At 43.2% G+C, this 26,826-nt stretch carries 12 protein-coding genes; 4 read left to right on the top strand and 8 right to left on the bottom strand.

Going from position 1 to position 26,826, the window contains the following annotated elements:
* The first annotated feature begins 49 nt into the window (after positions 1–49).
* Genes AAYR28_RS01915 through AAYR28_RS01925 form a run of 3 tightly spaced genes read left to right on the top strand, consistent with a single transcriptional unit; the run spans position 50 to position 19,140 of the window.
* Complete coding sequence (locus tag AAYR28_RS01915; RefSeq protein WP_120208411.1) at positions 50–10,183, top strand: non-ribosomal peptide synthetase; 10,134 nt, start codon at positions 50–52, stop codon at positions 10,181–10,183.
* A 14-nt stretch (positions 10,184–10,197) separates the two neighbouring features.
* Positions 10,198–18,393: a non-ribosomal peptide synthetase gene (locus AAYR28_RS01920; RefSeq protein WP_326134945.1), complete on the top strand. Its 8,196-nt coding sequence runs from the start codon at positions 10,198–10,200 to the stop codon at positions 18,391–18,393.
* A 6-nt stretch (positions 18,394–18,399) separates the two neighbouring features.
* Complete coding sequence (locus AAYR28_RS01925) at positions 18,400–19,140, top strand: thioesterase II family protein (RefSeq protein WP_065215329.1); 741 nt, start codon at positions 18,400–18,402, stop codon at positions 19,138–19,140.
* A 30-nt stretch (positions 19,141–19,170) separates the two neighbouring features.
* On the opposite strand, the gene AAYR28_RS01930 is transcribed toward AAYR28_RS01925, so the two are convergent.
* The 6 genes from AAYR28_RS01930 to AAYR28_RS01955 form a co-directional block, all read right to left on the bottom strand.
* Positions 19,171–19,710, bottom strand: a complete 540-nt coding sequence (locus AAYR28_RS01930) for a hypothetical protein (protein ID WP_041116633.1) — start codon at positions 19,708–19,710, stop codon at positions 19,171–19,173.
* Between the two features lie 20 nt (positions 19,711–19,730).
* Positions 19,731–20,264 carry a stage II sporulation protein M gene (locus AAYR28_RS01935; RefSeq protein WP_061110382.1) on the bottom strand — a complete coding sequence of 178 codons (534 nt, stop codon included), beginning with the start codon at positions 20,262–20,264 and terminating at the stop codon, positions 19,731–19,733.
* On the bottom strand, positions 20,221–20,910 hold the full coding sequence (locus tag AAYR28_RS01940; protein ID WP_065215327.1) for an ABC transporter ATP-binding protein: 690 nt from the start codon (positions 20,908–20,910) through the stop codon (positions 20,221–20,223). Before AAYR28_RS01940 ends, AAYR28_RS01935 begins: the two co-directional genes overlap by 44 nt.
* Positions 20,911–20,918: 8 nt before the next feature.
* Positions 20,919–22,343: a hypothetical protein gene (locus AAYR28_RS01945; RefSeq protein WP_254001565.1), complete on the bottom strand. Its 1,425-nt coding sequence runs from the start codon at positions 22,341–22,343 to the stop codon at positions 20,919–20,921.
* 64 nt (positions 22,344–22,407) lie between these two features.
* A complete protein-coding gene (locus tag AAYR28_RS01950) occupies positions 22,408–22,707 on the bottom strand; it encodes a hypothetical protein (RefSeq protein WP_024427284.1) in 300 nt (99 codons plus the stop codon).
* A 345-nt stretch (positions 22,708–23,052) separates the two neighbouring features.
* A complete protein-coding gene (locus AAYR28_RS01955) occupies positions 23,053–23,967 on the bottom strand; it encodes a DMT family transporter (protein ID WP_326134947.1) in 915 nt (304 codons plus the stop codon).
* A gap of 130 nt (positions 23,968–24,097) precedes the next feature.
* On the opposite strand from AAYR28_RS01955, the gene AAYR28_RS01960 reads away from it, so the two are divergent.
* A complete protein-coding gene (locus AAYR28_RS01960; protein WP_326134948.1) occupies positions 24,098–25,435 on the top strand; it encodes a PLP-dependent aminotransferase family protein in 1,338 nt (445 codons plus the stop codon).
* Here AAYR28_RS01960 and AAYR28_RS01965 read toward each other — a convergent pair.
* Both AAYR28_RS01965 and AAYR28_RS01970 read right to left on the bottom strand, forming a co-directional pair.
* Entirely contained in the window at positions 25,432–26,124 is a 693-nt protein-coding gene (locus tag AAYR28_RS01965; protein WP_061110378.1) for a 4'-phosphopantetheinyl transferase family protein, read from the bottom strand. The two genes, AAYR28_RS01960 and AAYR28_RS01965, sit on opposite strands and share 4 nt — an antisense overlap.
* A gap of 61 nt (positions 26,125–26,185) precedes the next feature.
* Entirely contained in the window at positions 26,186–26,773 is a 588-nt protein-coding gene (locus AAYR28_RS01970; protein WP_326134949.1) for a hypothetical protein, read from the bottom strand.
* Positions 26,774–26,826: the final 53 nt, after the last annotated feature.

The raw sequence follows: 26,826 nt of genomic DNA on the forward strand, positions 1-26,826 counted from the left end.
AGGGGTGCATATTGGCAGCCCTGCCTGTCAAAAAAGGAAAGGAACTCATATGAAACCATCAATTATGAACGAACCAAATGTACATGAAACAATGGATACGATTTTACAAGATGTACAGAGAACCATTTTACAAACCAACGAAATCGAACGCTTCGCTGTTTTTTCTCGTGAAAAAACCATTCGACCGCGGCCATATCACCTCTCTCATTTATTTCTCGACAATCACATGGAGCAGGAGGCCGCAGCTGAATCGATACAGACGCAAACAGCTTCCCCTGCTTTAGCGGACATGCCGCCCGCCCTTTCCTATGGAGGGGATCTAGATGTTAACGCAGGAGCCCAAACCTTACAGGACGCCTTAACAGAGGCGGCAAAAACGACAAATGGTCTGACTTATATCGTCAATAGTGAGAATGAACTCACGCAATCCTACGCGCAGTTAAAGGAGGACGCTGAGCGGGTTCTGACAGGTTTGAGGGCATTAGGACTTGAACCGGGTGATCCTGTGTTCTTTCAGTTTTCATCCAATCACGCGATGGTAACAGCCTTTTGGGCGTGTGTGTTAGGCGGATTTGTTCCAACACTAGTGTCCGCTGCACCGACCTATCGGGAAATGAATGCCTCCGTGAAGAAACTTCATCATGCGTGGCACTTGCTGGAGCATCCGCTCATTTTAACAGATGACTCGCTGATTGATGAGGTGCAAGGCTTAGCTTTATTGTGGCATACAGACAAGTTACGTGTTGCAGCCGTTGAGCCGATGCTTTCTTTAGAAAGAGATATAGAAACTTATCCCGCGTCACCGGATGATTCAGTCTTTTTTATCTTAACGTCTGGAAGTACAGGGATGCCCAAATGCGTAGAACATTCTCATCGAAGCGTGCTGGCGAATGTCAAAGGAACAGTGGCAGCCAATGGGTTTACACAAGAGGATGTGTCGTTAGACTGGATGCCTTTAGATCATATTGGCGGTATTGTGATGTTTCACCTAGTCAATGTGTACACGGGCTGTGAGCAGGTTCGGGCAAGAACAGATGATTTTATCGCTCAGCCGCTGCGCTGGCTTGACTGGATGGACCGCTACCGTGCAACGAAAACATGGGCGCCTAACTTCGCATTTGCGATGATCAATGATTATGAGAAAGACATTTCGTCAGGATCTTGGGATCTTTCTGCTATGACTTGTATGATCAATGGGGCAGAAGCGGTCGTACCGAAGACGATTCACCGATTTTTACACTTGCTGGCTCCGCACGGCTTAAAGGGAGACGTCATTAGACCGGCATTCGGCATGTCTGAAATCTCTTCAGCCGTTGTCTTCTCTTTTGCGATAGAGCGGGGAGATGAAAGCAGCGGGGTTCTAACCTTTGAGGAAACATCACTCACAGAGCAGCTAAGACCAGCGGAGGCACGTGAGACAGGAACCGTCAGCTTTACAGAGCTGGGAAGACCGATTCCGGGTATCACGATTCGTATCGTGAATCATCAGCATGAGCTTCTTCCCGAAGATCATATTGGCAGTGTGCAAATTAAAGGGCCGACGACAATGAAGGGCTATTACAAGAATGACGAAGCGAATCAAGAAGTCTTTCAAACAGACGGCTGGTTTCACACGGGGGATTTAGGTTTTCTGCACGAAGGAAGGCTGACATTAACCGGAAGAGAAAAAGACATGATCATCATCAACGGGAAAAATTATCACAACTATGAAATAGAAGTCATTGCAGAGGAAGTACCCGGCGTCGAAACGAGCTTTGTAGCGGCCTGTTCCGCCCGGATGGAAGCATCTGCATCCGACGAGCTGATTCTCTTTTTTACACCGAAGCTGTATGAACCTTCTTATATCATGAGAGCAAGTCAGGATATTAAATCCCATATTGCGACAAAAATGGGGCTGTCTGCATCGCGCGTGATTCCTGTCCAGAAGCATGCCTTTCCGAAAACAAGCTCTGGAAAAATAGAAAGGGCACAGCTTAAGAAGCGATGGCAGGAAGGCGAATTTGATGAAATCATCAAGGAGCTGGACATTAGACTTGAAAATGAACACACCTTGCCTGATTGGAGTTTACAAAAGGAGTGGACACCTGCTCCGCTTCATGAAGCTGAAAAACAAACAGCAGGGAACATGGTGATCTTTGCAGACACATTAGGGCTGGCAGATCAATTAAAATCCCTTTCAAGCAATGAACAAACGTATATTACGGTTGAACCGGGTCAAGCATTCACACAACTCACACATACACACTTCATCATCCACCCGAATCGGCCGTCTGACTACGAACAACTCTTTGAGACACTCCGTTCGTATGGCGTTTCGGTGAAACAAATCATTCACCTTTGGAACTACACAACTCAAGAAGACACACTTCATGCAGAGTTGGCAAAAGAAGCACAGAAAACTGGCAGCATGAGTGCCTTATATGTAACAAAAGCGATCGCTGCCTATGAGGAGCCGGTAGAGATCACCTTTGTCTCTGCTCATGCGATGAACTTGCCGGAAGATCAAACACATGATGTGGAGAAAGCAACGACAGCAGGACTGATGACAGCTGTTCAGCATGAATGGCCGTTTATCAAGGTGCGGTGTCTTGATTTTTCTCTGACAGAACCCGATGCTGGCCGTTCTCATGCATCATCGATCATGACAGAGCTTACACATGACACAAGCCATCATATCGCTGCTTATCGCGAAGGTGTTCGTTATACTCCTCTTTTAACACCGCTTCATCTAGAAAAAGAACAAAGGGTGAAGAAACCGCCATTTGAATCTTCCGGGCTTTATGTGATGACAGGCGGGCTTGGCGGCATTGGACGAATGCTGAGTGAGCACCTGCTGACATCCTATCAAGCGCATCTTGTGCTGGTTGGAAGAAAGGCGCGAGAGGCTTTATCTGCGGAGCAGCATGACGTATTGATTTCACTTGAGAATCTAGCGGAAAAGCGCGGCGGCACCGTTCTTTATGAAAAAGTAGACATTACTGACGCAAAAGCCATTGAAGCCCTGATTTCAAAACAGGAGACGGCTTTAGGCAAAAGGCTGCATGGCGTTATTCATTTCGCTGGCATTATTCAAGAAGAGCTGCTTCGTGACATGACGTCTGTTTCATTACATGCGATGTACGAAGCGAAGGTATATGGCACGATTTCGCTTCATGAAGCAGCCTCTAAACGGCACAATGTCTTATTCCTTTCCAGCTCGTCAGCTCGAACGTTAAAGGGCGGGATGACCGTTGGCGCTTATTGCGCGGCCAATGAGTTCGTTGAACAATTTGCTCATTATCAGAGGCTGACATCTACTGTAAAGCCGTATTGCTTTAGCTTTAGCATGTGGGATGAGACCGGAATGAGTGAAGGCTCAATGATCAAAGGCATGCTAAAAGAAAGAGGTTATCTCCCGATTCCAAAACGGGCGGGCATTCAAACAATGCTGGCATGCTTGATGACAGATGCTCCTCTCATTTATATCGGGCTGGATCGGTCGAAGCAGGAAATTCAAGAGATGATACAAGGGGAAATACAAACAGAGCAGGCCGTATATGTCTTTTTCAAAACCGATCAAACAAAGGCTTTTGAAGAAAGGCTGTATCAATCCATTTATACGTGTATACAGTCTCGTCTCTCTGGTGAATGTTCCGTCCATCTATATCCTGAAGAATACTGGAAAGAAACAGAGGATGGGATGCCGGACGAAGTGTATTTCAATGAATTAATAGAGGAAAGTGGACATGATTCAGAGGACAGAGCACCTCAAACTAAGACGGAGAAACTTTTGGCACATATTTGGTCCGAACTGCTTGATGTCTCAAACATCAGCTGTGGTGATCATTTCTTTTTACTCGGAGGTCATTCGCTAAAGGCAACGCAAATGCTGTCTGCTGTTAGACAGAAAACGGGATTTGACGTGCCGCTCGCTGTTCTTTTTGAGCATACGAGACTTGGAGAGTTAGCCGACTGGATTGATTCACATGCCAAAGCCGATGAAGCGGTTCCGATACGGAAAATAGAAAAGGGTCAGGAGCTTCCGATGTCCTATGCTCAGCAAAGACAGTGGTTTCTCTATCAATTACAGCCTGATCTGCCATTATACAATAATACGATTTCCTTTCGGATGAATGGACCTTTAGATGTAAAGGTGCTTCAGCGCAGCCTGCAGCAAATGGTGCAAAGGCATGAATCACTCAGAACATCCTTTGCAATGAACGGCGATGAACCGGTACAGATCATACATGAGCATATGACTCTTCCAGCGCTTGAGGTTGTCGATATATCAGATCTTTCATCACAGGAAGAAAAAGAACAAAAAGCGGCTGAGTGGGCGAAAAAAGAAGCGGGCACACCTTTCCGCTTAGAGCATGATGCACTTTTTCGCGCGAAACTAATTCGGCTGTCAGACACAGATCATTTGCTGCTGATGTCCATTCACCACATCGTGTCAGATGGCTGGTCGATTGGCATTGCCGCAAAGGAGCTGTCCGAGTGGTATACAGCGATGATCGAAGGGAGGGAGCCTGATCTCTCACCGCTGCCGATTCAATATGCAGATTACGCACTTTGGCAGAAGGAGTATTTGACGGGAGAAACGCTTCAGAAGCAGCTTTCCTATTGGAAGGAGCAATTTGCGGTACCTGTGGAAGAGTTGATGCTGCCGTATGACTACACGCGTCCGGCCGTTCAATCCTATAGGGGAAAAACGAAAAAATACCGCTTGTCGAAGCCGCTGTCTGACCAGCTGGCTGCTCTTTCTCAGAAAACAGACAGCACCCTTTATATGACATTACTTTCGGCTTTTTCTACTTTGCTGCATCGATTGTCTTCACAGGATGAGTTTGTCATTGGATCCGTCATTGCCGGGAGAAATCGGACGGAGATGGAGCAGCTCATCGGATTTTTCGTGAATACACTGGCACTTCGGATTGATCATAGCGGCAATCCAGCTTTCACAGAGCTATTAGAGCGAGTGAAGGAAACAACAATGGGCGCCTATGCGCATCAGGATGTGCCGTTTGAGATGGTGGTAGATGAGCTGAATATTGTACGTGAGGCTGGCAGGCAGCCGCTGTTTCAGGTCATGTTTGTTCTGCAAAACCTGCCCCTTGAAGCTTCTCCGATGGGTGAGGCGACATCCGTTTTAGCCATTGAAGATAATGATACGGCCAAATTCGATCTATCCCTGTTTGTTTTTGAAGGAGCGGAGGGTCTTCAATTAAAACTGGAGTATGATGCAGACTTATTTTCTGACGACACGATGGAACGGTTCCTTCGTTACTACGAGCAGCTGCTTGCGTGTATTTGTGAAAATCCAGCACAGCCAATCAGACAAATGAATTACCTGCCAGAGAAAGAGAGGGATCAGCTGCTCTATGAATGGAGCGGCAGCACAGAACAACCAGCAGGCCCGCTTCTCATCACAGAACGGTTTGAAGCGCAGGTGAAAAAGACACCTCATGCGATCGCCCTCGAATCTGGGGGAAAACAGTGGACGTATCAGGAGTTACAAGAGAAAGTCGACCGGCTTGCCGCTTATCTGCAGCAGCGAGGAGTGAAGCCGCATGAACCAGTAGGGCTTCTAATTGACAGGTCGCCTGAAATGATTTTTGGGGTGCTGGCGATTGTGAAAGCAGGCGGGGCCTACGTCCCAATTGATCCTGAATATCCAGATGCACGCATTGATTATATGCTGAGGGATACAGGTATTCAGCTGTTACTGACAAAAAATGAATGGCTGAAACAAGTCTCGATCAGTCAAACCGAGCTCATTTGTCTTGATCAGGGGTATGAAGAGTTTTTATCAGAGGCAGAACTCAAGTCTGCTGCTTTAAAACCTGATGGACTCGCTTATATCAATTACACATCAGGATCAACCGGTCAGCCAAAAGGAGTTTTAATTCCGCATCAAGCGGTCATCCGGCTTGTATGTGAAACAGATTATGTCACCCTTAATGAACAAACGCGTATTTTGCAAATCGCGAGCTTTTCCTTTGATGCCTTTACGTATGAAATATGGGGAGCCCTGCTCAACGGCGGAAGGCTGATACTGACCGATCGAAATACGATCTTATCAATGGATACACTGGCTGATACGCTGACATCTTACAAGATCACAACAGGATTTCTGACAGTGCCGCTGTTTAACCGATTAACAGAGGAACATCCAGAAGCTTTATGTGGATTCGATGCATTATTGGTCGGTGGTGATGCTTTGTCAGCTGCTCATATCCGTAAAGCGCTGCCGTATCTGCCTGAAGGCCTATTAAACGGCTATGGACCAACTGAGAATACGACGTTCTCCTGTGTGCATCACATTCGGGCAGTGGATGAGGGGCAGACTTCGGTTCCTATCGGTCAGCCAATTGCGTATTCACAGGCCTATGTACTAGACGACCAGCTGCAGCCGGTTCCGCAAGGTGTCATTGGAGAGATCTACGTAGGCGGTACAGGGCTTGCACTCGGATACCTTGGAGATGAAGAAAAAACATCGCAATCATTTATCCCGCATCCTTTCCAAGAAGGAGCGCGTTTATATAAAACAGGCGATATGGGCCGCTGGCTGCCAAACGGCCTCATCGACTGCCTTGGAAGAATCGACCATCAAGTAAAAATTCGCGGACACCGCGTCGAATGCGGAGAAATTGAAGCCGCCATGCTGCGCTTTGAAGACATCATAGAATGTGCGGTCATTCCGCATCAGCATGAGAGTGGTCACAAGCGATTGATCGGTTATTTTGTCCAAAAGGGCAGCATGACCACGCAAGACATTCGTTATCAATTAAAAGAAATACTGCCAGATTATATGGTGCCAAGCCTATTAATAGAGCTGGAGGAACTTCCGCTCACGGCAAATGGCAAGGTAGACCAAAAACGTCTCCCGCCGCCAGAGTGGAGACAGGAAGAAGTGGACATACCGGCTGACAGGGCACTCAGTGAGGAAGAACGCGTACTGGAAAAAGTGTGGACTCAGCTGCTCGGTACGCCTTCGATTGGCGTACATGATAACTACTTTGAGCTTGGCGGAGATTCGATTATTGTCATACAAATGGTGGCGCGCTTAGCACAGGAAGGCTATGTCATTCAGCCGAGAGATGTATTTGAAAAACAGACGATTTCACAGCTGGCACTTGCTATGAAAAGGTCAGATGCTGCTGCGTTCTATGATCAGTCGCCTGTCACAGGAGATGTTCGTCTGCTTCCAATCCAATCATGGTTCTTTGAGCAATCAATGACAAACCAAGACTATTGGAATTTATCAGCGCATATGGAATTCAAGCAATCTATACAGCTAAAGCAGCTGACACAGGTTCTCTCAAAAATTGTCGATCATCACGATATGCTGAGAGCGATGTATACAAAAACAGCAGATGGATCATGGATTCAAACCATTCGTGCGCCTGGCATCACCCCTTGTGTCACCTTTTTTGATTTGACGAGTGTTTCTCATGAGGAAGCGCTGGAACAAATCCGCATGGAGACCGCCGCTTGTCAAGAAACGTTGTCATTAGAGCGGGGAGAAGTAATCAAAGCCATTCTTTTTCACACAAGTGATGGTACGTCTGAACTCTTTATCGCTGCCCATCATCTTGTGATGGATGGAATCTCATGGCGCATCATACAGGAAGACCTATTAAATGGACTGAAGCAGCTTGCGGCAGGGCAGGAAATCGCGCTTGCAAAGAAAACTGCGTCCTATCAGCAGTGGGCAGATGCTCTTTATGAATACGCACAAACCGATCAATTACAAGAGCAGGTTCCTTTTTGGCAAAAGATCACGAGCCAAGAGGAAGAGGGTTCTCCTTTTCAAACACCTGCACTTTTCAATATAGAAGAACATGCAGAGATTTTGTCTATTCAATTGACGAAGGATCAAACAGATATTTTACTAAGGCAGGCATCACAAGCGTACCGAACAGAGGTAAACGATTTACTCTTATCCGGACTCACGCAAGCCGTTGGAAAGCCGCTGCTCATCACGTTAGAAGGGCACGGACGCGAGGATTTATTTGAACAGATGGATTTGTCACGAACAGTCGGATGGTTTACAAGCTCTTATCCTATTTTTATTCCTTTTATTCAAACCGATATTGAGAGACAAATCAAAGATGTCAAAGAAACCTTAAGAGCTGTGCCGCAAAAGGGAATCGGCTATGGCTTGCTTCAATATATGACAGCATCTCGTTTACTCAAAAAGGCAGCGCCGCAGATGAGCTTTAATTATCTTGGACAGTTAGATCAAATAGACGGTGAAGCACATCTTTATTTAGCAGATGAACGAAATGGACTTGTACATGATCCAAAAGCAGAAAGACAGCATTTGATCGATGTGTACGGATATGTTGTGAACGGTCAGCTTCAGATGAATTTTATGATCCATCGTGAACTGCTTCAGTATGAAGAGGTGCGCCTGTTACCTGAACGGTTCAAAGAAAAAATGGAGGATATTCTGACGCATTGTGTAGAGACAAAAGGCGGCTTTACGCCATCTGATTTTCCAATGGTTCAGCTGACGCAAAAGCAAATCGATGAGCTTCCAGATGGTGTAGTGGATGTGTATCCACTATCTCCAATGCAGCAAGGGATGCTGTTTCATGCATTATTAGATCAAGCGTCACAGGCGTATTTTGGTCAAGTGCATATGACACTCGAAGGCTTAACGGACGGCGCAGCCTATGAAAAGGCCTGGAATCTGCTAGTAGAGCGTCATTCGATTTTGCGGACAACATTTGCTTGGGAAGGGCTAAAGGAGCCTGTTCAGTTGATTCAATTAGAAGGAAGTATTCAGCTCACTCAGCACGATGTGCGCCACCTGAGTGAAACGGATCAGAAGGAAGCCATCCAGCAATATTTGCAAACAGATCGGTCAAAGGATTTCAAACTAGAAGATACGGATGAACCGCTGATTCGTATTGCTTTATTCCATCGTGATGAAAACACATGCACGTTTGTTTTTAGCTTTCATCATATTTTAATTGATGGCTGGAGCTTGTTCAGTTTTATTGAAGAATCCTTTTCTTTGTATCGCTCTCTTGTGGATGAACGGGAGATGGATCTTCCTGCTTTACGTCCATATAAAGATTTTATCGAGTGGCTGCAAAAGCAGGATCAAGAGAAGGCGCTAGAGTTCTGGAAAGGTTATATGTCAGGAGTAGAGGAGGCTACACCGCTTCCAGGAGACGGCGGGCATGCTTCGGATCAAGAAGCAGGTGTTGATCAGCTAAGTATCAAACTAACGCCCGAGATGCAGCAGAAACTCGAAGAGATGACAGGCACGCAGAAGGTGACAATGAGCACCCTGATTCAGACAGCATGGGGGCTGCTTTTGCATCTTCATTCAGGATCTGAGGATGTCGTGTTCGGAGTGACAGTATCAGGACGGCCGGCGGATTTACCACAGGTTGAAAGCATGACAGGGCTCTTTATAAACACATTGCCGCTCCGTTTGCCGATCACGCCAGAGTGGAGCATTTCCAAGCTGCTGGCACATACACAGGACACAGTTTTTCAGATGCGGGAATTCGAATATACCGTACTGCCGGATATTCAGCAGCTGACCCACATCCCGAATGGAGATTCATTGTTTAACAGTATTGTCGTGTTTGAAAACTATCCGATTGAATCTATCGAGCCATACGGCGTACGCATTTTAGACATTGCGAGTCATGAAGAAACGAACTATGACCTGACCCTTGTGGCAGTTCCGGGGGAGACGCTGGAGCTGCGGGTCACATACCGCTTCAATCAATATACAGAAAAGCAAATACAATCGCTGATGCAGCAGCTGATCCACACACTTGAAGCCATGACAGAACAAATGGAGACACTCCTTTCTTCCTTCACGATCGTCACGAATGAAGAAAAAGAGCGGATGATCACCGATTGGGCGAAAAATGCACAAGTCAGCGTGCTGTACCCAGATCAAGAAGAGGTCTATTCAGGTGTGCATGATCCTTCCTGTGAAACGGAAATATATGTCCTGAGCGAAGCGCATCAGCTCATGCCGGTAGGATTTCCTGGAGATATTTTTATCGGTGCAAAGGACATCAAAGCACTTTGCGGGGAGCTTGCCGATTGGATGGAGACGCATAAAATTCCGCATCCATTCAAACATCAAACTGGTGAATACCTCTATCCGACAGGGGATGTCGGCGTTTGGACTGAAGAAAACAAGATTCAGATTTTGGATTGGATGTAGGAGGAGAAGAAACGATGTTAGTGAGTAGACGAAAAGGACATGCAGCAAATCATATCGTCAGAATCAACGGAAAACGATTGGATCTCAAAGCATTAGAGCAAGTCATGATGCTTCATTTTCCGCTTAAGGAATGTGCAATCATTCCGAAGAAAAATCAAGAAGGCAGTCTATCGCTTGTGCTATTTGCACAGGCGAAGGACCCTTCGCTGACAAGAGAGGATCTGATGAAAGGTCCGCTTCATCCTCATGAAGTGCCAGCCGCTCTCGTCTTATTACCTTCTTTGCCAAAGACAGAAAGTGGAGCAGTCGACAAAGAGGCACTGCTTTCAATTGAAATCATAGATCAAGAGGAATTAAGAAAGATAGAAGAGCGCACCAAAGCTATAGATGGTGTAGAGGAAGCGGCTGCTTTCATTGAAAGTCAGCCAGAAAAACGAACGCCCTATCACTTAGATGATCTGTTTCCTGATCGACAGCGTACCCAAGGGAACGGACCGCTTTCGAAAAGTGAAGCGAGCGAAACAAAACCATCATCTCTACATGAGAAGCCGCCCGCACTTGTGTATGGCGGAGATGTGATCAAAAAACCAGGCACACCTGTCACACTGACAGAGGTGCTGATTCGATCAGCCTTTATGTCACCAGACCGCGGGGTGACCTATATGAAAGAAGACGGGCGTACGTTGACCCAAACCTATCCTGAATTACTAACAAGCGCTGAACGGGTTCTGTGCGGTTTAAGGGCAGCAGGACTGACAAACGGTGATCAAGTGCTACTTCAATTGAAAGATCATCAAGATTTTATCACGGTATTCTGGGGCTGTATTCTCGGAGGAATCATTCCGACCCCGGTCTCTGTGCCTCCTGTTTATGATGAAATGAATCAAGGTGTGAATAAGCTGAAGGGCGTGTTTCAGCTGCAAAATGAACCTTTCATTATTACGAATGAAGCAAGTGCTGAGGACATTGCTGGGCTGCGTGAGACATTTGAAGCAAAGGTCATGCCTATCTTAACAATTGAAGCATTGCTGGCGTATGAACCAGATGAACAGCATTATGAGCCGGAGCCGGATGAGCCTGTGCTGCAGCTCCTGTCTTCAGGAAGTACGGGTGTTCCAAAGTGTATCCGTCATCATCATCAAAGCATTTTATCTAGAATTATTGCTTTTGAGCAGGTTAACGGCTTTACACATGAGGATGTGTCGCTTAACTGGATGCCGCTTGATCATGTTGGTGGAATTGTCATGTTTCATGTACATGACGTCTACCTTGGCTGCCAGCAGATTAGTCCATCTATCGATCAATTTATCGAGCGGCCGATGGTGTGGCTGGATTGGGTAGAAACATACGGTGTCACAAGGACATGGGCACCAAACTTTGCTTTTGCCATGATGAATGAATATGAGGACGACATTCGCAAGGGGAGCTGGGATCTGTCTACTCTGACTTATATTATGAATGCAGCCGAAGCGGTTGTTCCGAAAGTCACGCAGCGCTTCATGCATATCATGGGGCAGCATGGATTAAGCCGTCATGCGATGGTACCTGCTTACGGCATGTCAGAAACATCCTCAGCCATTGTTCAGTCAAAGAAATTTATGCGGAACAGTGAACAGGATGGACAGCTGACGATCGATCAGACCTCGTTAACAAGTGAGATCGAATATGTGACGCACGATCATCCGAACAAGATGACGTTTACAGAAGTCGGCACGCCGATTCCTTCTGTATGGATTCGAATTGTAGATGAGCATCACGAGGTGCTGCCAGAAGATCAGGTTGGGCGCTTGCAAGTGAAGAGTCCAACAATTATGATGGGCTACTATCAAAATGAAGAAGCCAATCAAGAAGTTTTTGCGGAAAACGGCTGGTTTCACACAGGGGATTTAGGTTTTATTCATGAAGGGCGTCTCGTTCTGACAGGTCGAGAAAAAGACATCATTGTTATCAACGGCGCTAACTATTTGAATTACGAAATTGAAGCGGTTGTTGAAGAGGTGGACGGGGTTGAAGTCACCTTTGCCGCTGCGTACGGCATTTATAATCCCGAATCAAGCAATGACACGCTTGCCGTCTTTTTTGTCTCACAAAGGGATTCAATAGAGGAACAAATCACGATAATTCAACAGATGAGAGAGGCCATCATTCGAAAAATCGGAATAGAGCCTGATCACATCATTCCGGTGAAAAAAGACCAATTTCCAAAAACGGAGAGTGGGAAAATCCAGCGTGCCCAGTTAGGCGCAGCACTAAAAGATGGAGCATTCCGTGACATTGAACAGGCACTGGATCTTGCTTCTGAAAATGAACAAACACTCCCAGACTGGTTTTTCAAACGCATTTGGGCTAAGGAGCATATCGGTCCAACTCAGCCTTTTGCTGACCATGTTCTCGTTTTCGAGGATGAAAAAGGACTATATCAATCGCTTTACGCACAATTTGAGCAAAAGAAACAGCCATATATTTCTGTGAGAAAAGGGCATGAATTTTTGCGTCTGTCCAAAGGGATGTACCAGATAAATCCGAGAATCAAGGGGGATTACGTCAGGCTCGTTGCCGCACTTGAAGCAGATGAACTAAAGACCGGGCGCATGCTCCATCTGTGGAATGTGTCAGACAAAGAAGACATCGTGGATCCTGCGCAGTTCAAAGAGCTGCATGCCAGCACGGGTCAATCCATTTTGTACTTGTATCAAGCATTGAGACAAGCAAATAAAGAGCCCATCCGTCTTGTCGTTGTGACAAAAGGCGGTCAATTTGTGAAGCCTGGAGACGATCTTCATGTGGAGAAAACGCCGCTTGTCGGTCTGCTAAAAACCATTCCGCAAGAATGGGAAGGAGCAGAGGTGTCTCATCTTGATATTGAAGCGGAGGATGTAGAACAGGATGCCAAGCATATTGCGGAAGAATTGTCTGCGATTCATATAAAAGCAGAGGTTTCTTACCGAAATGGGGACAGATTCGTACCAAAGCTGGAAAAAGTCAATATGATTGAAGCGCCTCAAACAGGAGGATTTTTAGAATATGAAGGTCTTTATTTATTGACTGGAGGACTTGGCGGAATTGGGTTTGAGCTGTCTAAGCAGATGCTCCAATTTGGCTTAAAGCTCGTATTGATTGGACGGACATCTCTGGAAGACAGCTTGGAAAAGAAAGAAGCCTTCTCACAGCTAAAAGATGTTGGTGACGTCATTTATATCCAAGCAGATGTGACCAACTTACGTGACGTCGAACAGGCGATTTATCAAGCAGAAAAGCATTTTGGACAATCGATCCGGGGTGTGCTGCATTTGGCCGGTGCTGGTAATGTGTCTGAGCATTTTCAGCAGGCGGACAAGTATACACTGGCTCATACGTCAGAAGAGGATTTCACAAAAGAAATGTCAGGGAAAGCAGACGGGGCATGGGTCCTGCAGGAAGCCTTTAAGTATGATCCGACAGTACCGTTTGTCTTTTTTGGATCGGTCAATGGCTTTTTTGGCGGCACAACATTTGGGGCATACTCTGCGGCCAACAGCTTTTTAGATGGACTCGCGCACGCTCTCACCTTTCAAGAAGGAAGACGAGCAATCTCTTTGAACTTCAGTATGTGGGATAATCTCGGTTTGTCTAAGGGGCATACCGGAGCAGCTCTCACCGTTCGCAAGGGATTTCAATTGATTGGAAAGAAACAAGGTCTCCATTCATTATGTTTAGGTGTCCGGCTCAATGAAGCGCATCTATTTATTGGTCTGGACGGAGCAAACCCAGACATCGCCGGGTATCTTCAGCCAGCTCCAATACCGGTCTTTGAGAAAAAGCTTTTTTACACCGTTCAGCCTGGCAAAGAAGTGCATGTTGAAGAGATCACGAGCGCCGCAGCAGGCAAATGGGACATTCAGCAAGTACAGGAAATACCGAAAAAACAAGATGGCTTTATTGATCATGAAGCCCTCAAACTGAATCATCACAAAAATGGACAAAGTCTTGAAAAGCAATTACCAGAAACGAAGACAGAGCAGGTTCTTGCCGCCATATGGCAGGACATTTTAGATGTAGATCGCGTGTACAAAGAGGATCAATTCTTCGACCTTGGCGGACATTCACTAAAAGCGACTCAAACCATTTCCCGGATCAATCATGAATTTTCAATGAAGGCGCCTTTAAAAATATTATTTGAAAGCAAACATCTGGCACATCTGGCGCAAATGGTTGATGACATCAAAGGGGCGCCAGCCGTTCAGGAGGCTGAAATTCCAAAGCTTGAAAAGCAAACAAGCTATGAATTGTCTCATGCCCAGAAGCGTATTTGGTTCTTATCCACATTAGAAAAGAGCCATCATTACAATATATTAGGTGCTTGGAAGCTGACAGGACCATTACACATTCAAGCATTAACAAAAGCGATTGGTCTTTTAACAAAACGGCATGAAGCACTTCGGGCAGTATTTAAATCACTTGGCGGCAAGCCGGTTCAACTCATTCGTGAAGACCTTCCGCCATCTGTGACAGTGGCCAATTTCTCGTTATTTAATGAAAAAACAAGAGCGAGAAGACTCAAGCAGCTCATTCAGCAAGAGGCAGAACGTGTCTATGATTTAGAAAGAGGGCCTCTTGCGCAGTGGACGATAGTAGATATGGGCAAGGAGGAGTATTATCTCCTTTGCGCGCAGCACCACATCATTTCAGATGCATGGTCACTCAGCCTGCTCATTCAGGAATTAGAAGTGGCATATGACGCACTGCTTGCAGATGAAACGCCGCAGCTCCCAGCCTTAGAAATCGAATGGACAGACTATGTACATTGGGAGAATGAACAATTAAAGCATCATCAAAAAGACCAAACCTATTGGCTCAATACGTTACAAGGTGAACTTCCAGTGCTGGAGCTGCCGTTTGACCGTCCTCGTCCGCCGGTTCAAACATTTAACGGTGCTACAGAGCAAATTGTACTGGATGAACCGCTTATCCGACGCTTGCAGGCTTTGTCCAAAAAGCAGGGCACGACCTTGTTCATGACGATGCTGTCCGCGTACTACGTCCTGCTTCACAAGCTGTCCGGACAGACGGATATCATCATTGGATCGCCTATCGCGGGCCGGGATGCCAAGCAATCAGAGAAGCTTGTTGGGATGTTTGTGAATACACTTGCGCTGAGACAGGACGTCTCAACAGCAGAGACGTTCGCTGATCTCTTGGAAAACGTGAAAGAGATGACGTTAAAAGCCTTTGAACATCAGCATTATCCATTTGATAAGCTTGTCGATGACCTTTCGTTAGATCGAGATTTAAGCCGGTCACCTATTTTTCAGGCGGCTATGGGGTATGTCACCGATTCGCTCGATGTAAACCTTAAAGGGCTGACAAGTGAACATGTGATGGTCCATCATACAGTATCTAAATTTGATCTCACCCTTCATATATTTGAACAGGAAGAGCAGCTGTCGATTCATGTGGAATACAATACGGATTTATTTGATCAAGAGACCATTCATCGTTATATGAACTATTATCTCCATGTGCTAGATGGCATGACGGCACAGCCTGAGCGTACATTTGCTGATTATTGCTTAATGGACAAAGTGGAACAGGCGGCCATGATTCTAGGAAAAAATCAAACAGATACGCCATATCCAAAGCGGACGCTTCAAGAATTGTTTGAAGAACAGGTGAAGCGTGATCCTTATCGTATTGCCTTGTCCTATATGGATGAACACATGACGTATGAAGCCTTGGATAAGAAGGCGACAAAGCTTGCTGCTTACTTGCAGTCAAAAGGAATTGGACCAGGCTCCCTTGTCCCGATGCTATTTGATCGCTCCTTTGACATGATTGTGTCGGTACTAGGAATCATCAAATCTGGTGCTGCATATGTTCCGATGTCACCTGAATATCCTGATGCACGCATCCGTCTCATCGTTCGTGATACGCAAAGCGATGTGATCATCACTCAGTCTCATCTTGCAGATCGTCTAGTAGGCTTTACAGGTACAAGGATTATCATGGACAAGCCAATACGAGAAACAAATGCAGTGTATCAAAGAGAATCATCGATTATAGGTGAAGACCAGATCGCCTATGTCAATTACACATCAGGCTCAACAGGTACACCAAAAGGCGTGATGCTCCCTCATGCAGGAGTTATCCGCTTAGTGAGAGAAACAAACTATATCAAGCTCGGTCCAGATGACAAAATGCTACAGCTCTCAAACTATGCTTTTGATGCCTTTACATTTGAATTATGGGGAATGCTGCTGAATGGCGGTCAGCTGATTCTGCTCCCAAAATATGCAGCACTGAATATGGAAGAATTAACGCAATTCATCAAAACGTATCAAGTGACAGCCAACTGTCTGCCAACCGCATTATTTAATCGACTGGTGGAGCACGATCCAAAAAGTGTGGCAGGCTACCGCACATTACTCGTTGGCGGGGAAGCCATGTCTAGTGAGCATGCACGAAAGGCACTGCCGCATATGGAAGGTGTGCTTGTCAATGCTTACGGTCCAACAGAAAACACGACATTAGCCACAACACATCAAGTCACACACGTGCCAGCAGGCGCAAAATCAGTTCCAATTGGTGTGCCGGTGTCGAACTCAACTGTTGTCATACTAGACGAAGCGCTCAATCCAGTACCAGCAGGCGTCAAAGGAGAAATTTATATCGGCGGAACCGGCCTTGCGAAAGGCTACCTTCATGATCCAGAGCAGACAAAGGAGCGGTTTATTGACAATCCTTTTCCTGAACTAAAGGGAGACAAGCTGTATCGTTCAGGCGACCTTGGTACATGGCGGTCAGATGGCACCATTGAATATCTCGGCCGAAAGGATCACCTGGTGAAAATTAGAGGCTACCGTATTGAATGCGGAGAAATTGAGACAGCCCTGCTCAAGCATCCACAAATCAAAGAATGTACAGTCATCGCCAAAACGTATGGCAGCTCAAAACGGCTGGCGGCCTACCTTGTGACAGATGGAGAAAACCCTGTTCCGAGCTGGAAAGCCTTTTTGCAGGAAAGCCTGCCAGGCTATATGATTCCAAGTTACTTTGTCGTACTGGATGAAATGCCGGTGACAACGAACGGGAAGGTTGATCAAAAAGCACTGCCAGAGCCAACAGAAACAATCACCCTTTCACATGATGACGACAAACCGGTCACCGAAACGGAAGAGCGGATTGTCGCCGCTTTCAAGGAAGTGCTTGGTGTGAAGCAAGTAGGTATGTATGACTCCTTCTTTGATTTGGGCGGCGATTCCATTATGAGTATTCAGGCTGTGGCCAAATTAAAAGAAAAAGGTGTTCGAGTTGATCCAAAATGGATTTTCATGCACCCGTCGCCTGCGCAATTAGCCGCACATTTGGACGCAGTGCCAGAAGCCGCTGAGAACGTCGAAAGGTCTCCGAAGGACTACGTGATCGAGCTGAAAAAAGGCGATCCAGCCGAACCGAGAATATTCTTTGCACCGCCTGCTGGTGGAACGGTGATGGGCTATATTGATGTTACTAAGCTCATGACACATCAAGGTGCTGTGTATGCCTTGCAGTCTCCTGGCCTATATGAGGATGAAGAGCCGCAATTCCTCCATTACACGGAGCTTGTAACCCTTTTTATTGAAGCTATTGAGACGTTCTACCGTCCGGGGATTGACTATCTCGCAGGGCATTCAATGGGCGGGCATCTTGCCTACGGAATGAATCAGCGGCTCTGCCATGCAGGGAAAGCACCGAAAGGGCTCATCATTTTAGATACGGTGCCAGTGCTAAGAGATGAGGCAGATCAGGCACTTCATGCCGATATGAACGAAGAAGAAGTGAAAATGCTCGCGCTTGTCCTTGGAATGGGGAATCTGGTCGGCATTCAGCCAGAAGCTTTACAAGGATTGACCTTCCAAGAAGTGAAGCAGAAAATTCTCAAAGAGGCAGAAAAGGATGAAGTTGTTCATCAATTCATGAATGATCAATATTTAGATAAATATTTGCAAATGCAAACGCATAATACGATCATGTCACAAGCCATTGAATTAGAAAAAGAACCATTCCCTGTGCCATTTTATATTGTCCAAAGCAGTGATCACGCAAGCGATTTCCAGAAGAAGTTCGCAGACTGGGAGGCTTATACGAAAGAGTCGTGCTCGTATTACCACATCAAAGGCGACCATGTCACCATGATGAAAAGACCGCAGGCAGATGAACTGGCACGGATTCTTCAAACGATTATAAAGGGGTAAAGACGTATGAATCAGTTATTGAAAACCTTTGAAAAAAAATCAGATCTCATTCAGCTTATTTGTTTTCCTTTTGCCGGCGGATATTCCGCCTCATACCGTCCGCTTTTTGAACAGCTAAAAGACGTGGCCGAAATCACAGCAGCAGAGCCCCCAGGGCACGGCACCAATCTCATGCCGCTTGAATCAAGCATTGACCGGCTGGCAGAGCTGTACAAAGAAGGACTCACGAACAAATTGAACCGCCCATTTATTCTGTTCGGACATTCAATGGGTGGGCTTGTGGTATACAGACTAACCCAGCTGCTAGAAAAGGAAGGAATTTATCCTGCAGCAGTGGTGATCTCAGCCATTCAGCCTCCGCAAACAAAACGGCAGATGCTGACGCATTTATCCAACGAAGCATTTGTACAGCATATTGCCGAAATGGGCGGGATTCCAAAGGAATTACTAGAGAACAAACCAATGATGGATTACTTTACACCGTCCTTACGTGCAGACTACCGGGCACTGGAAACCTTCCAGCACACAGATCAATCGATCATCGACACACCTGTTTATTTATTCAATGGGAAGCAAGATGAGAAATGCATGCAGGATGCAAGCGGCTGGCTAAAATGGGCAAAAACCATCGAGCGCACTAATTTCGATGGAGGCCACATGTATATCAACACACACCTTGAGCAATTTGCAGAAGAGATGAGACATGTCATTGAGCTTACAGCCAAGCAGCAATTGATCAACAATTAAGAAAAAACGACCCATCAATAGGGTCGTTTTTTACTGAGGAATCATACTTGAAAACGCTGATATGGCTAATGAAAATAAGAATAATAAAACGAAAGGAATGAAAAATTTATAGCTTCTATTTTCTTGATTTTTTACGTAAGAATAGCACCACACACTAAATGATACTATGACGAAAATATTGATGTTCCATAAAAATGGAAGTGTAATCGTTCGTTCAGCATTAGATACTTTTAGTAGGTATAAAATAATAACAATCAAGTTGCCTAGCAAAATGTAATAGTAAGCTAATATCCCTTTTTTAAAAATATTTTTATAGGAATCTTTTATTCCGAAAATGATAAAACTTAAAAAAATGACTAATGAAAAAAATAAAACCTCAACCATTGGCTTGAATATTTCTCCAATCACAGCAAGTGAAATACCTATCCACTTACTAACTTCAATTACATCTTGATTCCCATCAAGTTGTAGTTCCAGTAGGTTTTTGTTTATTTCATCCATTTTTATTATAGAAAGGATGAAAGCTATTATACCAGAAAGCATACATACTAATAAAATGTGTTTTTTCATAATAGCACCCTTTAACAATATCAAATTTTTATAAAATAAAATTCAATCATCGAAGCAATAAATAATAAGAAAACGCCGGTTATAAGCTGACTAGCATAGATTTTCCCTTTTGTTTTAAATGAAATTTTGTTTTTAGATATGATATATCCTATAATCTGTCTTGATATATCAAAAGAGACAAAATAAAAAAGGAACAAACCGACAATCTCCATCGGAGCGTGGAAAATAATATAGTATAATGCTATATCAATTCCATATATATAGGTATACGATATAAAAAATGCACCTAGGAAAAAACCATTTAGAAAAATAATCATGCTAGATAACAAACCTAAACTAACTATTCCAGATATTAATATTAGGAGTGACACAAAAAGGTTATTTAAAAAAATTTCTAGATAGCTATGAATCTCAATGTTGTTTTTAAAATCTATACTATCTATAAATGTTGAAGCAAAAATACTTAAACTAAAACCTCCTAAAAATAGTATGATAAAAACTGAAAAATTTTTAAGATAATTTTTCAAAAAATTTCTTTTCGAGTTGATCTTCATGAAAAGTCACTCCTGAAGATTTTTTTTCTGAGTGAATAATACTACCATTATCAATAAAAAGGATTTCATCACATAAGTCTGCAGCAAATTGAATGATATGTGTGGAGAGCAAAATGATTTTGTTGGCATCTCTGAAATTTCTTAAATGTTTTTTCATGTCAGCCATGTTTGTAGGATCAAGACCTGTAAATGGCTCATCTAATAAAATAATGTTTGGATGATGTAATATTGTTAAAATAAAAGACATTCTTTGTCTCATGCCTCTTGAAAGAGCAGAGGAACGGCGGTGAATTTGCTCTTCTAATCCATATTTGCTCAATAAATCCTTGATTTGTCCATTTTCTAAAGGTTCTTCTACAAGCATAGATTGATATTTTACAAGTTCAAAACAGGTTAAGTTTTCAAATAGAGTTGGATCGTCTTCCATATATCCGACAGAAGAAAAATTTTGCTTTTTATGATTTATTAATATTTGACCTTCATCAGGATTTATTAATCCAGCTACCATTTCTAAAATAGTCGTTTTTCCAGCACCATTTTTACCTAATAGTCCGATTATTCTACCCTCTTGGAAATGCATCTCAGGGATCATAACTTTAAAGTTAGACTCTTTGTATTCTTTAATTAGACCATGAATTGATAACATACAATCCCTCACTCAAATAATGTTTTAAATGATTTGTAGTTTTTATTGATTGTTCTATCCCAAAATTTAATCATTAAAAATAAAATGATGAATGAACAAGCAGCCATAACAGAATTTGTTAAAATGAGATATACTGTGCTGTATGAGGAAATCACTGATAAAGCTAGAATGAAACCATAACAAATATTTAAAGTCAATTTACTAAGAGAACTTGGAACTTGATAAACAAATTCCCAATTAAAATAAGGAAATACAACAGTAGAACCGACAGTACAAATACTGACGAGAATGCAAGTGTTTATTAAAGTAATCATCACGTAAAAAGGCTGATCTAGTTTTAATACAAAACTTGAAAAAATGATATATAAAATACAAAAAAACAAGTGTAATATAATAGATAAAATAATCTTATTTGTAATTTTATTTTTCACTAAGTTAGGTAGATTCTGTTTCAAAGGAAGAATGGGGCCATCAATATCAAAAGAGACATATGGTTGTATGGCATTCGATATAATAATCATTGGAAAAATTACACTAAAAATAAATAAAAAATCATTTTCTATATTCAATGTTTCAAGTTGATTTGTATTAACACCATAAAGAATGAGACCAAATAACCCCCCAGATAATGTTAATATAAATAATAATACTGACCATTGAATAGGAGGATTTCTCAAGAGAAGTGTAATTTCATAAAACAAGATATGATTAAACTCTCTAGATGTTCTTTTTCGTTTTTCTTGTAATTCTTTTTGGGAATTAAAAATTGGTACATTACGAACATTTTTCTTCCAATTCATCAATAACAATAAACTAATGAATGTGAAGATTAAAATAAAATATATTGAATAACTAGATAAAGAATTTGTTAATAAATTGAATCTAAATACAGTGAATACCCATAGAGCAATGAGGCCTGTAGTTATATAACCAATGCTCGATGAAATTGAGAAAAACTTTGGATTAGAAAGTAGCAACAAGACGTGTAATCTAAGTAAGTAACCAAAAATAAAAGAAGTGGCGGCCAAAGCTGCTATTGTAAAAGATCCCTCGTACCCATTTATAATTAAATTTGCTAAGTAAGACCCTAAAATGAAGAATAATACACCCACAATAGTGCTGAAAAACTTACTCATATCTTTGCCGAAAATATATTGATCTAGATGAACTTTTAAAATAGCCATCTGTTTTTTATCAGAGGAGAAAAGTATTCTCATCAAACTCTTATCAATATTAACTGTAAACATAAATATAAACAGCGATAAATAAATTATTGATAAATCCTTAAAGAAAAAAGGAGTTAATATACCTAGTAATAGTGGTGTTATTATGTATAAAAAAGCAAAAAATACAAAAATGAGAGCATCTTTCCGATGATGTCTTCTTAAATCATTGATTAACAAGATTTTTGTATATGTTAAATATTTATGCATTTACAACACTTCCATTTTAAAGGTGTATAGAGAAGGCTGTTACACCTTCTCTATTAAATCTTTTTTAGAAAGAAATAGCGTATTTCACTCCGTATTTTCTAGCATAACTAATGACCAATGAAGCAATAGCACCAAGTCCAAAAGTACCTAAGACAGCAGCAACAGCACCCACTGTACCTGCAGCATTTAGAATTGCACTAACAGAAGTTATAGCCCAGCCAGGTATTTGAGGATAGTTTGCTACTAGATTTGCAAAAGGTGTAACTGGTTCAAGAGTCAATAAAATCATAGTTGTTAGAGTTAGAGTGAAAATAAGACTCAAGCCTACAATTGCAAAAAATCTATTTTTTAAACTCAATTCCATAATGAACACCCCCTCCCTTGCTTATATGCCCATATTATACAAAAAAAGGATATTTAATAAATGGGTTTTTTATACTGTATTTTATTTCTCTGTAACGAAAGGTTTAGTAGTATTTTGATGGGATGAGAAAGGGTAGTAAAATTACTCGAGAATTAATAGCTCCTAAATCGTATTTTTTATATTGATAATGACATTACTTGAGTAACTAGCTATGAAATACAAGGTGAAATCACTTATTATATTAAATATGATATTTAATTTGGACGAAAAAAGATGCTTATACAAGACAATCAACAATTAATAAGACATAAGAAAAGCGGCCCTCTTTAATGAGGCCGCTTTTACTTATGAATGCTGTTTCTTCACCACATTCCCGCCAATCACCCCGCCAATGACCAGCACCCCTCCGATGAGATGATACCAATCAATCGTTTCGTGTAAAATGAGAACCCCGGCGGCGACCGTGATAAACGCGGATAAATTGTTAAAGATGCTGACCTTTGCCGCTTCTAGCTGTGAGAGTGCATAGTTTGATAAATATGCGGTAAGAAGAGATGAAAGAATACCTAAAAAGAGCATCGACCATACAAAGGATGCTTCTGTAAATGGACTGAAAAACTCCGGCAATGACCCATTGATCGAATGCCGGGTAAGCGCGGCGGCATTGAAAAAGACAAAGCCAAAGAAGGTCATCACAAAGGTGAGTTCGATCACATGGAATCGTTTTGTAATCACTCTGGCAAACACACTATATGCACTGGATGACAGGGCTGAAAGTAAAATCAGCACATAGCCGATGAAGTGAGAATGCTTGACATCAATTCCCTTCATGACAAAGAGAAGCATCACCCCGCACACAGAAAGAAAGGTAAACAGCACTTGTATCCATGTCGCACGTTCCTTTAAAAACCAGGCTGCCAGCAGCATTGTCAGAATGGGAATCGTCGCTTGAATGATGCCAGCCTCTGAAGAAGATGTATACATCAATCCCCACACTTGAAAAGCAAAGAACAAAACAGGATAAAGCAAGGAAAACGGTACGATATAAATGAGATCACGCCATTGAATGGATATGCGATACTTTTTTAGTAGAAACGGATACAGCAATAGAGCGGCAGCAAAAGAAACGGTAAAGCGGTGTGCCAATAAATCGATTGGGTTTGCTGATTCTAATGCTATTTTGACAAACAAAAAGGAAAAGCCAATGATAGAGGCGTATGCGATCGCGGCAGCATACGCTTTTTGTTTTGACATATTCATAACGTGACTCCTTACATGAGCATGCATGCTTCAAATGAATTGACCGGTTCTGTTCTTCTATCGTAATCGGATCATCTAACGTGTACAATAAGAGAACGTGATATCTGTACCGGTACAAGGAGGAAAAGGTGTGAGGAAATATGATCAGCTTGTCTTGAGCTTAAAAGAAAAAATGGATTCTGGTGAGTACAGTGCTGGGATGAAAATTCCATCCATTCGCCACTTAGCGGCTCAATATGCAGTGAGTAAAAGCACTGTCATCAAGGCGCTGGATACATTGGAGCGTGAACATCTGCTGTATTCTGTAGAAAGAAGCGGTTATTATGTCGTGAAAACGAAGCAGCGAGCAGACAAGCAGGACGGCACATGGATTGATTTTGCTTCATCTGCACCTGATCCCGTTGTGTTTCCATATGTCGATTTCCAGCACTGCATCAACCAAGCGATCGATTTATATCAAAATGACTTATTTATTTACGGCACAGCCAACGGCTTACCATCGCTGCTGCCAGTCATTTCAAAGCGATTAATGGATTATCAAGTGTTTGCTCATCCAGAACAGATCGTCATGACCTCTGGTATTCAGCTCGCTTTATCCATTTTAAGCACCATTCCTTTTCCGAATGGAAAACAAACCATACTAGTCGAACAGCCGGGTTATCACTTATATCTCCAATATTTAGAGAAAAATCAATTGCCTGTGCGCGGAATTCAGCGGACGGAAAAAGGGATCGATCTTATCGAATTAGAGCATATCTTTCGAGAAGAGGAGATTCGTTTTTTCTATACGATGCCAAGATTTCAAAACCCGCTTGGAACGAGTTTATCAAAACGAGAAAAAAGAGCGATTGCAGCCCTTGCTGAGAAATATGATGTCTACATTGTTGAGGATGATTATATAGCAGATTTAGAATTCGACACAAAAAGAGACCCGATCTACTCGTACGATCAGGCTGGAAAGGTCATTTATTTGAAAAGCTTTTCTAAAATCATTTTTCCGGGGCTGCGAACAGGAGCGGTCGTCTTACCTGAAGAACTGATTCGGCCTTTTAGCGAACACAAACGGCTGATTGATATCGACAGCTCCATGCTGTCCCAGGCAGCCTTAGAAATATATTTAAAAAGCGGGATGTTTGAGCGGCATAGAGACAGGATGCGGGCGACCTATCGAAACCGCTCCAAGCAGCTCGTGGCAAGTTTAAAAAATGATCAGAGCGCTTATCAGCTGGGAGAACAGGAGCCGGCTACCCATACACATTTACGTGTCGACCGGTCGATTCCCATGAACCAGGTTATTCAGCAGCTGAAAAAGGCATCTGTTTCCATTCAGCCAATTGACCGTTATTACCTGTCGGCCTATCAAAAGGACCCCATTCTTCAGCTGAACATTTGGCAGGTGAAAGAAGAGCAGATCACACGCGGAGTCGATCTATTAAAGACGGTATTTCAGCAAAGCACGCGTTATTAAAGGCGGGACAGTACATCGCTGCAAGTGAGTCTCTCAACGCTTTCAGCCGCAGCAGGTTTTCGTGTGCATACCGCCATTTGGTAGGCAGGGTCAAGTGAGTATGTTTGAACAAAGCAAGGCGCTTCATGATCAGGTAATGTTAACGCAGCCTGTCCATCCTCTGACAGACGGGCTGTAAAGGACGAAAGCCCATAGGATAATCCTTTTCCAGTCAGCTTGATAAAGGCCTCCTTCATTGACCAAAGATGAAAGAAATAGGCTTCCTGCCGTTCTGCCGGCTGTGAGAGTAAATCCTGATACTCATCCGCTGAAAAAAATCGTTTGGCAATCGCCAGATCAATAGGCTTGATTTCCTCAATATCAATGCCCACAGGTGCATCATCTACTGCGCAAACGACCCAATCGCCAGAGTGAGAAAGATTAAAATGAAAAGAAGGAAGTTGCCGGACGACAGGTTTGCCATTGCCCTCTGTTTCAAAAACGATCTCGTCCATAGGCAGCTCGTACATATCATGGATCGTTTGACGAACCAGCACTTCACCTAACAAGGTCCTTCTTGCGTCGATCAAAAAACGAAAGCGTTCAGCGGCAGCACGCTTTTCAGCTGAAACAAAGGGTTTCAGACGATCTATTTGTTGTCGTTCATTGATTTCATCTAAGTGTTGTAATTGGATAGCAAATATCTTCATAACAAACCTCTAATTTTTTACATTGATTGTACCATTGGAGAGCGGCGTGCAAAAGGGTCCATTAACGATTTACGATGTGAACACCATTCGGATCAGTTGTATCAACTCCATCAACATCCGTCATGATCACGTCAAGCAGGGAAAGCCGTTCTCCTTTTTGCCAGTGAATGGGCTGATGCAAAGGTGATAGCAGCTGATCGACTTTAGGTGTCTGTGACAAATCAGGAACAGCAATTGTCATAGCATGCAGCGCATCGGTTCCAGTTTCAATGACATCTGTACGGCGCTGTAATTCAAGCCTTAAACGAAGAGGTGTCGAAAGAAACGTTCTCCGTTCCCCAGCTTGGATTGGCCAGTTTAGTTCTTTAGCTTGTGCAAGCAGTTGATCATATTTTTCGTCTGAGACAAGAAAGCCGATGTGATCAAAAAGGACTTTTTTGCTATAGCCAAATGTGATATTGATCTGTCCTTTTCTCATTTCGATGATTCGAAAAGTCGGCTGCTCTTCTCTAAAATCATCCCATGTCAGCGGGGGATGATAGGAGCCATCCTTTGTGAAACGGCCTTTAACCTCAAAGCCTAGCGAACGATATGTTTGTTCTGCCTCTTCAACAAATGGTGTCCAGTAATGATAGTGGAAAAGCTGCATAGGTCTCATCTCCAGTATGTGAATATTCTGTTTATTTATTTTAGCACAAGAAA

This window comes from Bacillus safensis (genome assembly GCF_039619585.1).
GTDB lineage: Bacteria > Bacillota > Bacilli > Bacillales > Bacillaceae > Bacillus > Bacillus safensis.

Coding starts and splice junctions, on each gene's coding strand:
- AAYR28_RS01945 (WP_254001565.1), bottom strand. CDS start 22,343: ATGCATAAATATTTAACATATACAAAAATCTTGTTAATCAATGATTTA.
- AAYR28_RS01940 (WP_065215327.1), bottom strand. CDS start 20,910: ATGTTATCAATTCATGGTCTAATTAAAGAATACAAAGAGTCTAACTTT.
- AAYR28_RS01950 (WP_024427284.1), bottom strand. CDS start 22,707: ATGGAATTGAGTTTAAAAAATAGATTTTTTGCAATTGTAGGCTTGAGT.
- AAYR28_RS01955 (WP_326134947.1), bottom strand. CDS start 23,967: ATGAATATGTCAAAACAAAAAGCGTATGCTGCCGCGATCGCATACGCC.
- AAYR28_RS01920 (WP_326134945.1), top strand. CDS start 10,198: ATGTTAGTGAGTAGACGAAAAGGACATGCAGCAAATCATATCGTCAGA.
- AAYR28_RS01970 (WP_326134949.1), bottom strand. CDS start 26,773: ATGCAGCTTTTCCACTATCATTACTGGACACCATTTGTTGAAGAGGCA.
- AAYR28_RS01935 (WP_061110382.1), bottom strand. CDS start 20,264: ATGAAGATCAACTCGAAAAGAAATTTTTTGAAAAATTATCTTAAAAAT.
- AAYR28_RS01965 (WP_061110378.1), bottom strand. CDS start 26,124: ATGAAGATATTTGCTATCCAATTACAACACTTAGATGAAATCAATGAA.
- AAYR28_RS01930 (WP_041116633.1), bottom strand. CDS start 19,710: ATGAAAAAACACATTTTATTAGTATGTATGCTTTCTGGTATAATAGCT.
- AAYR28_RS01915 (WP_120208411.1), top strand. CDS start 50: ATGAAACCATCAATTATGAACGAACCAAATGTACATGAAACAATGGAT.
- AAYR28_RS01925 (WP_065215329.1), top strand. CDS start 18,400: ATGAATCAGTTATTGAAAACCTTTGAAAAAAAATCAGATCTCATTCAG.